A 13,034-nucleotide genomic window follows, 5' to 3' on the forward strand; every position below is an offset into this window, starting at 1 on the left:
GATATGAAACCTTACGATCCACAGGGTCTTACCCCCGACGAAGTCGCCGAGAGCCGTCAGAGGCATGGCGAGAATGTCATCACCCCGCCCAAGGACGATTCGGCGTGGAAACTGTTCATCGAAAAGTTCAAGGATCCCATCATCCGCATTCTGTTGGTCGCGGCCGTGCTGTCGCTCGTGATCGCCTTCATCGAGAAGGAGTTCCTCGAACCGATCGGCATCATTTGTGCTATCATTTTGGCCACGTGCGTGGGATTCGTCTTCGAGTGGGACGCCATGCGGCGCTTCCGCAGGTTGAATCAGGTGAACGACGACACTCCCGTGAAAGTGATGCGCTCGGGCGCCGTGTGCGAGGTGCCGCGGCGGGAGGTGGTCGTGGGCGATCTGGTGTGCATCGAGAACGGCGAGACGGTGCCGGCGGACGGCGAGCTGGTCGAGGCCGTGTCGCTCAGCATCAACGAATCGACGCTCACGGGCGAACCCGAGGTGGCGAAGACGGTCGCCGAGGAACATTTCGATCCCGAGGCGACCTATCCGTCGAACGTCGTGATGCGCGGTACGACCGTAGTGGACGGCTACGGCATGATGGTCGTTACGGCCGTGGGCGATGCGACCGAGGCGGGCCGCGTAACGGAACAGGCGACCGTCGAGAGCGACGAGCAGACGCCGCTCAACCGGCAGCTCACCCGTCTGTCGCGCATGATCGGCCGTGTCGGCATCGTGCTCTCGGTGGTGATCTTCGGCGCGATGCTGCTCAAGGCGATCTTCATCGGCGGGCTGCTCGAAGAGGATTGGCTCCGGATCGTGCAGCAGGTGCTCCATATATTTATGGTGTCCGTGGCGCTGATCGTGATGGCCGTGCCCGAAGGGCTGCCGATGAGCATCACGCTTTCGCTGGCTATGTCGATGCGCCGGATGCTCAAGACGAACAACCTCGTGCGGCGGATGCATGCCTGCGAGACGATGGGAGCCGTAACGGTCATCTGCACCGACAAGACCGGTACGCTGACGCAGAACAAGATGCACGTGAACGAAGTGGTGCGTTACGACGCGCTGCCGTTGCACGATTTCGCCGAGATCGTGGCCGCGAACTCCACGGCTTTTCTCGATGCCGAGGGGCGTATCATCGGCAATCCGACCGAAGGTGCGCTGCTCGAATGGCTCCGCAGGGGCGGCGAAGATTATGCCGCGCTGCGCGAGGGAGCCGAAATCGAGGACCGCCTGACCTTCACGACCGAACGCAAATACATGGCTACGATCATTCGCAGCGGGGTCTCGGGCCGCCGCATCCTTTGCGTGAAGGGGGCTCCGGAGATCGTGCGGGCGATGTGCGCGGACGACGGGCGCGGCGCGGAGATCGGCGAGCGGCTGCTCGCCTTCCAGAACCGTGCGATGCGCACGCTGGCCGTCGCATGGGCCGAGACCGAGGCCGGCGACTGCGAGACGGCGGTGCGGGCCGGCGGTCTGCATTTCGCGGCGGTGGCCGCCATCTCGGATCCGGTCCGCGGGGATGTGCCCGCAGCGGTGAAAGCCTGCCTCGACGCGGGTATCGCCGTGAAGATCGTAACGGGCGACACGCCGGCGACGGCCCGCGAGATCGCCCGTCAGATCGGTCTGTGGGACGACGCCGCGGACGGCGAGCGCAACCATATGACCGGCACGGAGTTCGCTGCGATGAGCGACGAGGAGCTGCTGGGGCGTGTGCAGGGGTTGAAGATCATGTCGCGTGCGCGTCCGCTCGACAAACAGCGGCTCGTGCGTCTGTTGCAGCAATGCGGCGAGGTGGTGGCCGTAACGGGCGACGGAACGAACGATGCACCGGCGCTCAATTTCGCCAACGTGGGGCTTTCGATGGGTACGGGAACCTCCGTGGCGAAGGACGCTTCGGACATTACGCTGCTCGACGACTCGTTCACGTCGATCGCTACGGCCGTGATGTGGGGCCGATCGCTCTACCGCAACATCCAGCGTTTCGTGCTGTTCCAGCTGACGATCAATTTCGCGGCGATCGTCGTCTGCTTCGTCGGGGCGATTTTCGGTACGGACCTGCCTCTGACGGTGGTGCAGATCTTGTGGGTCAACATCATCATGGACACCTTCGCGGCGATGGCGATGGCCTCGCTGCCGCCCAATCCCGAGGTGATGCTCGACAAGCCGCGTCCGCGCGACGAGTTCATCATCACGCGGGCCATGGCCCGCACGATCTTCACCTGCGGCATCGTCGTGGTGGCCGTGCTGCTCGGCATGATGTTCTGGTGGACGGCCACCGCGGGCGGCATGAACGAGGTGCAGCTGACGCTCTTCTTCTCGGTGTTCGTCTTTCTGCAATTTTGGAATATGTTCAACGCCAAAGGGTTCGAAACGAAACATTCGGTCTTTACGTGTGTGCGCGGATGTCGGGAATTTTTCCTCATCCTGCTGGCGATCGGCATCGGTCAGGTGTTGATCGTGGAGGTCGGCGGCGAAGTATTCCGCACGGTGCCGCTCGCGTGGAGGCAGTGGGCGTGGGTCATCGGCGGTACGTCGTTGATCGCCGTCGGCGGCGAGCTCGTGCGGGCGGTTCGGCGGCGTGTGGGACGCTCCTGACGCACTCCCGATGCGAACGGAAAGAGGAGCCGGCGTCGTTGCCGGCTCCTCTTTCCCGATTTTCGCCTGTGCGTGCTCGGATGCCGTCGATGCCGGAGCCCGTGGGTTGCGGAAGAGGTGTCTGCACGGCTGCTGCGGAGTGCGGGCCGTCGTCGTACGGGAGTGCGGTGCGATAGGAGGGCCGGTGCGGCCGGGCGGAACCGCCGGATGAACCCTAAACGGGATGTGCGGTTGCAGGTACGGCTGTGTGAACCGGCGAAGCCGAGAGGCGTCGCCAGCGGATCGGGCGGGACGAGGCCACGGAATGCGAACGCCGCGGGCGTGCAGGGCGTATTCCGAATGGCGGACAATCCGTTGCAGGCGGGCGGACGCTTCGTTTGCGGAAGCGGGCCCGGGACGCATCGCGTCGGTGCGGCGGTCGTGTCGTTCCGCTCGGTGCGGCGTGTCGGGGTCGGTATCGCAACCCGGCCGTCCTATAAGGGCGGACGTCTTTCGGATCGAACCTCGATGTATGGAACGTCGCCTGCTCCTGCGAACCGGAGGGACTGACGGGTTTTTCCAACTCTTCGAGAATCGCCTATGCGGGAAAACTCTCGAATTGGGTGTACGAATACAAAAGGGGCTGTCTAACAAATCTTAGACAGCCCCTTGGTCTTAGAGAGTCGCCGATCTTCCGCTAAACGAACGGAAGTTTCACCACCTCGGCTTTGAGCAGCCGGTCGCGGACGACGACGGCGATTTCGGTGCCGGGCTTGGCGTAGGCGGCCTTGACATAGCCCATGCCGAAGCCGATCTTCATGCAGGGCGACATCGTGCCCGAGGTTACGCGGCCGATCTCCGTGCCGTCGGGAGCGGCGATCGTGTAGCCGTGGCGCGGAATGCCGCGGTCGATCATCTTGAAGCCCACGAGCTTGCGCTCGACCCCTTCGGCCTTGAGTTTCTCCATGTAGGCGCGGTCGATGAACTCCTTTCCGTCTACGAACTTGGTGATCCAGCCTAAACCGGCTTCGATGGGTGATGTGGTGTCGTCGATGTCGTTGCCGTAGAGGCAGAAGCCCTTCTCCAGACGCAGCGTGTCTCGCGCACCGAGACCGATGTTCTGCAATCCGAATTCCTTGCCGGCCTGCCAGAGCGCCTGCCAGAGTTTTTCGCCGTCTTCGTTGGCCACGTAGATTTCGCAGCCGCCCGCTCCGGTGTAGCCCGTGATGGAGAGGATGGCGTCCACGCCTGCGACTTTCAGTTTCCTGAAGGTGTAGTACTCCATCTGCTCGACCGGTTCGTCGCACATTTTCTGAACGATCTTCATCGCCAGCGGTCCCTGCACGGCCAGCTGGCAGATCTCGTCCGATGCGTTGTAGAGCTCCTTGCCGTGGCCGGCTTCCATGCCGAAGGCTTTGCCCTCGGTGCAGATGTGGTTCCAGTCCTTCTCGATGTTGGCGGCGTTCACCACGAGCAGATAGGTCTGTGCGTCGATGCGGTAGACCAGCAGGTCGTCCACGATGCCGCCGCGGCCGTTGGGCATGCAGGTGTACTGCACCTTGCCGTCCGTGAGTTTCGCCACGTCGTTGGTGGTGATGCGTTGCAGCAGGTCGAGCGCCTTGGGGCCCTTGACCCAGATTTCGCCCATGTGGCTCACGTCGAAGACGCCGGCGCGTTCGCGCACGCAGAGGTGCTCGTCGTTGATGCCCGTGAATTCGATCGGCATGTTGTATCCCGCGAATTCGGCCATCTTGGCCCCCGCGTCGATGTGGTGTTGGGTGAATACGGTGGTTTTCATAGTCTCTTTTATGATTTTGAGTTTTGGTAGGTCGTCTTATTCCCTGCGCTTCACGCCGAGGCGCGGACAGCGGTGGAACTCTTTCGTGCGGTCGAAGAGATAGCGGTAGGTGGTGTGCATCTTGTGCTTCACGGCGCCCACGTAGGTTTCGATCATGCGGTTCATCACGGGGTTGAAGTCACCGATCCACGCCAGCTCCATCGTCTTGTACTGATTCTTGGTCTGTTCGAGGAACTCGTGCATCTTGACCATGATGGCCGATTCGACCCCCTTGCCGTGGAATTCGGGCGTGATGCCGAAGATGATGCCGAAGATGCGGTCGCAGCTGCGGCTGACCTTCAGGTCCCACATGAGGCGCATTTTCTGCCAGAGCCCGAATTTGCCGTTGAATTTCCCGATCAGACGGTTGAGGTCGGGGACGGTGATGAAGAAGCCGATCGGTTCGTCGTTGAAATAGGCGAAATAGACGATGCGCGGGTCGATGATCGGCTTGAGCTGGCGCATCAGACCCAGCGCCTCCTCCTGCCCGAGGGGTTTGACGCCCGAGAAGAGCGCCCACGCCTTGTTGTAGATCATCCGGAAGTTTTCGGCGGCCTCCTCCAGATTCTTCATGTCGATGTTCTCGACGTGATAGCCCGGGGTGGCGTAGAGGTGTTTGGCGCGGTCGAAGATGCGCGGATTGGTCTCGAAGATGTTGACCCGCCAGATGTAGGTGTGCTGGTTGAAATAGTTGCGGAATCCGTAGCTTTCGAACAGATCCTTGTAGTAGGGCGGGTTGTAGGGATTCTCGTACAAGGGCTGGAATTCGTAGCCGTCGACCAGCAGCCCCCACCACGAGTCGCGGTTGCCGAAGTTCACGGGACCGTCCATCGCCTCCATGCCGCGGCTCGAAAGCCACATGCGGGCCGCGTCGAACATCAGATCGGCCGCCTGCTGATCGTCGATGCACTCGAAGAAACCGCAGCCGCCCGTGGGCTGTTCCTCGATGGCCGCCTTTTCGCGGTTGTAGAAGGCCGCGATGCGCCCCACGACGGCTCCCTTCCGGTCGCGGACCACCCAGCGGATCGCTTCGCCGTCGGCGAAGAGTTCGTTTTTCGCCGGATCGAACACGGCGCGGATCGACGGATCGAGCGGGCATACCCAGTTGCGGTTGCCGCGGTAGATTTGTTTGGGCAGGTCGAGCCACTCGCGTTCGAGCGCCTCGGAGGTTACTTCCTGCAACGTATATTTGTCCGGTTTCATCCGATTTATTTTGAGTTATCTTAGCAAAGATAACCATTTTTTCTTATATTTGTATGAATATAACGGTTAAACGGTTTCCCGATGGATAAAAATCTGGAGCAGTCTCTCAGAGACGGGAAGGCGGTTCCCTGCCGCCTCATGAAGTACCGCATCCATAAAATCCTGCTGGTATGTTGCAGTTATGACGGTTACATCCTCGAAGAGGACGGCCATATCGAGTCGCAGATCAATGCGGAATACCTCGAACTGAATCTGAGCAATCCGCCCTCGTTCACGCGCGTGGGGTCGACGCGCGAAGCGCTCGACCTGCTGGCCGAGGACGGCACGTTCGATTTCATACTGACGATGTACAACGTCGGCGAACCCGACGTTTTCGCATTCGCGCGCACCGTCAAGGAGCGCTATCCGCAGATCCCGGTGGCGCTGCTGACCAGCTTTTCGAAGGACATCTACCGCCGCATCGGCGAGCAGGACCGCTCGGGGCTCGACTACGTGTTCTGCTGGCACGGCAACACGGAGCTCATCATCGCCATCATCAAGCTCATCGAGGACAGGATGAACGCCGAGGAGGACATCGCGGAGGGCGGCGTGCAGGCCATCCTGCTGGTCGAGGATTCCGTGCGTTTCTATTCGACCTATCTGCCCGAACTCTACAAGCTGATCCTGCTCCAGAACACCGAATTCCTGAAGGACGCCTTCAACGAGCAGCAGCAGGTGCTCCGCAAACGGGCGCGGCCCAAGATTCTGCTGGCGACCGATTACGAAGAGGCGCTCGGATTATATAATAAGTATAGGAACAATCTGCTGGGCGTGATCTCCGACGTGGGCTTCGCGGTCCGCAAGGGCGACAGACCGGCCGAGGAGAAGCACGACGCGGGGATCGACCTCTGCCGCGTCATCCGGGCCGACAATCCGCTGATGCCGATTCTGCTCCAGTCGTCACAGACCGAGTTCGCGCGTAAGGCCGCAGAGCTTCGTGCCGGATTCATCGCCAAGGATTCGAAAGCTCTGCTGCCGCTGCTCCACGACTTCATCGCCCGCGAATTCGCTTTCGGCGATTTCGTGTTCAAAGACCCCGCGACGGGAGCGGTCATCGGTCGTGCCAAGGACCTCGCGCAGATGGAACGGCTGATCGCCACGGTGCCCGACGAGGTGTTCGAGTATCATACGTCGCAGAATCACCTCTCGAAGTGGCTCTATTCGCGGGGGTTGTTCCCGATCGCCCGCGCGATCCGCGAATACGACAGGGGACAGTTCGACACTACGGCCCGACACCGTGCGGCCATCGTGAACCTCATCCGCGACTATCGCAACCTGCTCGGACAGGGCGTCGTGGCGCGGTTCGATCCCGAGACCTACACCGACGCCGTGGCGTTCGCCCGCATCGGCGAAGGATCGCTCGGCGGCAAGGCCCGCGGACTGGCCTTCATGAACAGCATGCTCATCAAGCACCAGCAGTACGACCGCCACGAAGGGGTGCGTATCCGGATTCCGCGCTCGGTGGTGATCGCCACGGACTATTTCGACGAGTTCATGCGCATCAACGGATTGGAATACATCATCTCGCAGGAGGTTTCCGACGAGGATATCCTCTCCGAGTTCATCAGTTCGACCGTGCCCGAGAAACTGCGCGAGGAGCTCAGGGCCTACATCCGCACGGTTTCTTCGCCGCTGGCCGTGCGTTCGTCGTCGAAGCTGGAGGACTCGCACTACCAGCCTTTCGCAGGCATCTATTCGACCTATATGATCCCGCATGTGGATAACGAGGACCAGATGCTCCGCCTGCTGCTGAAAGCCGTGAAAAGCGTCTATGCTTCGGTCTATTTCGCGGCGTCGAAAGCCTACATCGCCACTTCGCAGAATCTGATTTCGGAAGAAAAGATGGCCGTCATCGTGCAGGAGGTCTGCGGCACGCAGCAGCAAGGGTGGTTTTTCCCCACTTTTTCGGGCGTCGCGCGGTCGGTCAACTGTTATCCCGTCGGCGACGAACGTCCCGAGGACGGCGTGTGCAACGTGGCGATGGGACTCGGCAAACTCGTGGTGGACGGAGGCCGGACGCTGCGTTTCTCGCCCCGCCATCCGCAGAAGGTGCTCCAGACTTCGACGCCCCGGCTCGCGCTGAGCGAAACGCAGAACGAAGTGCTGGCGCTCGACCTGAGACCCGAGGAGTTCAAGGCATCGGCGGACGATGCGGTCAACCTCCACCGGTTCGGGCTCGCCGAGATCGGGGAATTCCGCAATGCGCAGTATGTCTGCTCGGTGTGGGATTTCCGCAACGACCGTATTTCGGAGGCGCCGTCGGCCGAGGGACATAAGATCATTACGTTCAACAGGATACTCAAATACAACAGTTTCCCGTTGGCTCGAATCGTCGAGGAGCTGCTCGAACTCGGCGCCGAGGAGATGCGCTGTCCGGTGGAGATCGAGTTCGCCGTCGTCATGGATGTGCCGCAGGGGCAGCCCCGGCTGTTCAACCTGCTGCAAATCCGCCCGATCATCGACAGTCAGGACAACCGTCCGCTCGATTGGTCGGAGGTCGATCCGTCGCAGGCGCTGATCTACTCGCAGCATGCGCTCGGCGTCGGAGCGATGGAGGGGTTGAGCGACATCGTCTATGTGAAGCCGGAGGCATTCGACAAACTGTCGACCGAGCGGATCGCCGAAGAGCTGCTGGAGTTGAACCGGCGGATGCGGGACGAAGGTAGGAGTTACGTGCTCGCCGGCCCGGGACGCTGGGGTTCGTCGATCCCCACGCTCGGCATCCCCGTGAAATGGACCCATATTTCCGAGGCGAAGGTGATCGTCGAATACGGTCTGCCCGACTTTGAGATCGACCCTTCGCAGGGGTCGCACTTCTTCCAGAACGTAACGTCGCTCGGTGTAGGATACATGACCGTGAATCCGTACCGCGGAGACGGCATCCTGCGCTTCGACCGGCTCGACGCCGTGCCGGCCGTGTGGGAGGGCGCTTATTTGCGCCGCGTCTCGTTCGGCCGTCCGCTGCGCGTGTGCGTCGACGGACGCTCGAACCGGGGTGTCGTGGACGAGGCGTAACGGCTTTTTGCAAAAAAAGACGGAAAAAGTTATAATCTATAAGAAAAACAATTATCTTTGTCTAAGAATTAGAACCTAACTAAAACTTATAGTAGTATGAACGTACAAAATTTAATGACGGAACTCGAACGCAAGCATCCCGGCGAAAGCGAATACCTGCAGGCCGTGCGCGAGGTTCTGGAGTCCATCGAGGAGGTTTACAACCAGCATCCCGAATTCGAGAAAGCCAAGATCGTCGAGCGGATCGTCGAGCCGGACCGTATCTTCACGTTCCGTGTAACTTGGGTAGACGACAAGGGCGAGGTGCAGACCAACCTCGGCTACCGCGTGCAGTTCAACAGCGCGATCGGCCCTTACAAAGGCGGTCTGCGTTTCCACAAGGCGGTGAACCCCTCGATGCTGAAGTTCCTCGGTTTCGAGCAGACGTTCAAGAATGCCCTCACGACGCTCCCGATGGGCGGTGCCAAAGGCGGTTCGGACTTCGATCCGACGGGCAAATCGGACGCTGAGATCATGCGCTTCTGCCAAGCCTTCATGACCGAGCTGTGGAACAACATCGGCGTGGACACCGACGTTCCGGCAGGCGACGTGGGCGTGGGCGGCCGCGAGATCGGTTTCCTCAACGGCATGTATCAGAAACTCGCCCGCAAGTACCACACCGGCGTGCTCACCGGCAAGGGAATGACGTGGGGCGGTTCGGTGCTTCGTCCGGAGGCTACGGGCTACGGCGCCCTCTACTTCGTGCAGCACATGCTGGAGCTGGCCGGCAAGAGCCTGAAGGGCGCTACGGTGGCGATTTCGGGCTTCGGCAACGTGGCTTGGGGCGCTTCGAAAAAGGCGACCGAGCTGGGTGCCAAGGTGATCGCCATCTCGGGTCCCGACGGTGTCGTTTCGATTCCCAACGGCATGAACGAGGAGATGATCGACTACCTGCTGGAGCTCCGCGCATCGAACCGCAACATCGTGGCTCCGTTCGCCGAGAAATTCTCCGGTACGACCTTCACTCCGGGTAAGAAGGCTTGGAGCGTGAAGTGCGACATCGCTCTGCCCTGCGCATTCCAGAACGAGCTCAACGGCGACGACGCTGCCGAGCTGCTCAAGAACGGCACGTGGTGCTGCGCCGAGGTTTCGAACATGGGCTGCACGCCGGAAGCGATCCACGCCTTCCAGTCGGCAGGCATCCTCTTCGCCCCGGGCAAGGCTGTCAACGCCGGCGGCGTAGCTACGTCGGGTCTCGAAATGACGCAGAACTGCATGCACCTGTCGTGGGCAGGCAAAGAGGTGGACGAGAAACTCCATTTCATCATGCAGAGCATCCACGAGGCTTGCGTGAAGTACGGCAAGCAGGCCGACGGCCGCATCGACTATGTGAAGGGCGCCAACATCGCCGGCTTCATGAAGGTCGCTCAGGCCATGCTGGAGCAGGGCATCATCTAAGCGACCTTCTCCCGTATGTTTCACTCCCGTCCGGTATCCGGCGGGAGTTTTTTCGTGTGCGGTGCAGGCTTCTGCCCGGTGGTTTGGGGGGGGTGTCCGCCGCTTCCGGAGTATATGCCCCATCCGCTTCCCGATCGTGTGCCCGGCAGGTTGCTTTACGATTGCTCCTGCTTCTTTCTGAGGACCTATTCTCGTCGCATTTCGGCATGTGCTTCCGTCTGCTTTCGGCGTGGATGACGCCGTCCGGTTTCAGATCGTATGCTTCCGACCGTTTTTCGACCGTTTTCGACCGGGGGATTCCCTCGCTTCATGCGGACTATCTTGTGGTCGCTGCCGGTGCGTATTCTTCGGGTACTGCTCGGCAAGACTGTCTTCGTGCGTTCGGGATCGCTTTGCCGGTTTTGCGCCGCTCGTTTGCGATTCCGTTACGTCGTTTCTCTGTGCTCTACTTCTGCGTGCATGCCGAATTTCGTTGCAGCCGCTGAAAAACAGCTGCGCACCTTCCAATCCTCCCGGTTCTTGTTCCGTCCGCGTGCGCACCGTGTCGGATCTTCTGGCCTGTCGGATTATCGGCTTCGCAAAGACTTCGGCCCGCAGTTCGTCGCCGCACAGCACAGCGGGACCTTTACGCCGAGACCCGTGCATGGATCCGCTCGGCGCCCGACGGCGGACGCGCCGAATCGTCGTAAATAGACTTCACATCTGTTGTCTTCGGCTCATTGGGCCGGCGCAAAAAAATCCGTACCGCCGCTCGCAGCGCGTGGAAAGCGTGCATAAACTATATTCTTTGTGCGTGGGGAAGGGACCCGAACCCTCGAATCGTTTCTATTTTTGTCCGATTTTAGGATAAAAAAGACCGATTATGACAAGTAAAAAATTGCAGATGGAGAACTTCGCTTCATCCATGCGCGGATGTTCGGTCCGTCAGTTGCGCGACGCACTGCTCGTGCTGGATCGTAAGTTCGGATTGTTCGAAACCATGATGTCGGGACATGCACTGGTGCAGAACGATGCGCAGACCTCTTTCGTCCGGTATGCCGAGTCGCTGGCGGACGAGATGCAGGCACAGGGGCGTTTCAAAACGGCACAGGCATACCGATCGGCGGTGAAGAGTCTGACGACCTGCTTCGGACGCGAGGAGATCGCTCTGGACCGCATAGATGCGGCATCCATGGGCAACTATCAGACATGGCTGCTGCGGCGGGGCGTAACGTTCAACACCGTGTCTTATTACATGCGCATTCTGAGGGCCATATACCGGCGGGCCGTGCGGGCCGGACTGACACGGTCGGACGATCCCTTTCGGGAGGTCTATACGGGAACGGGCCGTACGCGGAAGCGTGCGGTCGACGCCGAATTGCTCTCCGTGCTCCGCATGACCGAATTCCCCGACAGCCGGTTGCGGCTCGCCCGGGATCTTTTTCTGTTCAGTTTCTACACGCGGGGCATGTCGTTCGTGGATATGGCTTACCTGCGTAAAGAGGATGCCGCGGGCGGCGCGATCGTCTATTTTCGGCGCAAAACCGGTCGACAGCTAACGATCCGGATCGAACCCTGCATCAAGGAGATCATCGACCGCTATGCGCCCGTCGCCGGCACGACTCCCTATCTGCTTCCGATTCTCTCGGCGACGGAGCCGGCTGCGGCTTTTCGCCAGTACCGCAGCGCCTTGGTATGCTTCAACCGCCGTCTGAAAGAGATTTCACGCCTGCTGAGGCTGGAATGCGGACTGACCTCCTATACCGCGCGCCATACGTGGGCGACGACGGCCTATCGGCGGCATGTCCCTACGCAGGTGATTAGCGAGGGGCTCGGGCACGGTTCGGAACGCACGACGCGCATTTACCTCGCAGCATTCGAACAGTCGGAGGTCGACGAGGCGAACCGGAGGATACTGGAAATTCTTTGAATTGTATCCCTCTGTGCAAGAGGTAGAAAAAGCAGATTTCGCCGCACAAAATTAAGATTTATTTCAGGAAAACAAACTCAAACAGCGGTTTTTTTCCGCATTGAATGTTTTTTATAATACGCCGCAGTCGACGGACAGGCTGAACAAATTCCGCGTACTTCCCGGAATTCGATACTTGCGCATTGCAGCTATTTGTCGTTTCATCGTTTTCTGCTTTGGTATTATCCGAAGTTGTGCAGTCCGCAGTCATCCGACTGCTATTCAGCGCTTTCAGTACCGGAAATAACCTCCGTTGGCTGCGGACTGCGCAACCGGCGGCAGCTATCGGCGATTCCGATCTCCTGTTTTTCTACCTCTTGCACAGAGGTAAACCGAAAATGTCAGAGATGCAGACAGATTGTTTCCGTCGAAAAGCGGCGAAGTTCCGCAGGCGCGCATGGTCCGGTCAGAACTCGGGGTCATGTAGGAATGGTCGTGTGGCATGTGGAATGATTGTGTGAGTTAAATGGCTGATAAACAGCTTCAATGGATCGCCGCAAGCACGCGCTGCAACCACGAGGTTTCCCTGCGCGATTACTTCCGCGAGAACGGGCATGAGCACTTCATTCCCACCCGTTTCGTGTTGCAGCGTTTCGGGAGTGTCGTGCGGGAGGTGGAGAAAGCCGTCATTCCCAATCTGATATTCCTGCGAGTCGGCTGGGGGGAGGCTTTCCGCATCCAGCAGCGCTGGCCCAACAAGATGACTTACATCCGTTCGAAAGACAAACGCATTCTCGTGATCCCGGAGCCGGAGATGGATCGGTTCATCCGCGTGATGACCGAAATGCAGGATCGGGCGAAGCTGCTGGCCGACGTCTTCGTAACGGGCGATCGGGTGGCCGTCCGCGAAGGACCCTTGGCGGGTGTCGAGGGGGTGCTGGCCGACTGCGGCGGAAAACGCGAATTCGTCGTACGCATCGGGACGTTGTGCGCCGTGAGCGTCCGAATCCCCAGAAGCAACCTCATCCGGTTGCCGAAGCAATAAATCGC

Annotated in this window: 7 protein-coding genes; 5 read left to right on the forward strand and 2 right to left on the reverse strand. The window is 60.1% G+C overall.

The window, feature by feature from the left end:
- Positions 1 to 3 precede the first annotated feature (3 nt).
- Positions 4 to 2,586 (forward strand): calcium-translocating P-type ATPase, PMCA-type, encoded by a 2,583-nt coding sequence (locus BN3659_RS07880; RefSeq protein WP_091535993.1) that lies wholly within the window; start codon positions 4 to 6, stop codon positions 2,584 to 2,586.
- 676 nt (positions 2,587 to 3,262) lie between these two features.
- Here the strand turns inward: BN3659_RS07880 and gcvT are convergent.
- Together gcvT and BN3659_RS07890 are read right to left on the reverse strand one after the other, a co-directional pair.
- Complete coding sequence (gene gcvT / locus BN3659_RS07885) at positions 3,263 to 4,363, reverse strand: glycine cleavage system aminomethyltransferase GcvT (RefSeq protein ID WP_091535994.1); 1,101 nt, start codon at positions 4,361 to 4,363, stop codon at positions 3,263 to 3,265.
- A gap of 36 nt (positions 4,364 to 4,399) precedes the next feature.
- Entirely contained in the window at positions 4,400 to 5,605 is a 1,206-nt protein-coding gene (locus tag BN3659_RS07890) for a hypothetical protein (protein ID WP_091535997.1), read from the reverse strand.
- 81 nt (positions 5,606 to 5,686) lie between these two features.
- On the opposite strand from BN3659_RS07890, the gene BN3659_RS07895 reads away from it, so the two are divergent.
- The 4 genes from BN3659_RS07895 (at position 5,687) to BN3659_RS07910 (ending at position 13,029) form a co-directional block, all read left to right on the forward strand.
- Positions 5,687 to 8,659: a PEP/pyruvate-binding domain-containing protein gene (locus BN3659_RS07895; RefSeq protein WP_091535998.1), complete on the forward strand. Its 2,973-nt coding sequence runs from the start codon at positions 5,687 to 5,689 to the stop codon at positions 8,657 to 8,659.
- 96 nt (positions 8,660 to 8,755) lie between these two features.
- Complete coding sequence (gene gdhA / locus BN3659_RS07900; protein WP_091536001.1) at positions 8,756 to 10,096, forward strand: NADP-specific glutamate dehydrogenase; 1,341 nt, start codon at positions 8,756 to 8,758, stop codon at positions 10,094 to 10,096.
- 862 nt (positions 10,097 to 10,958) lie between these two features.
- On the forward strand, positions 10,959 to 12,005 hold the full coding sequence (locus BN3659_RS07905) for a site-specific integrase (protein WP_091536002.1): 1,047 nt from the start codon (positions 10,959 to 10,961) through the stop codon (positions 12,003 to 12,005).
- Positions 12,006 to 12,510: 505 nt separating this feature from the next.
- Complete coding sequence (locus tag BN3659_RS07910; RefSeq protein WP_091536009.1) at positions 12,511 to 13,029, forward strand: UpxY family transcription antiterminator; 519 nt, start codon at positions 12,511 to 12,513, stop codon at positions 13,027 to 13,029.
- Positions 13,030 to 13,034 lie beyond the last annotated feature (5 nt).

It is taken from the genome of Alistipes sp. CHKCI003 (assembly GCF_900021155.1).
Lineage (GTDB): Bacteria > Bacteroidota > Bacteroidia > Bacteroidales > Rikenellaceae > Alistipes > Alistipes excrementavium.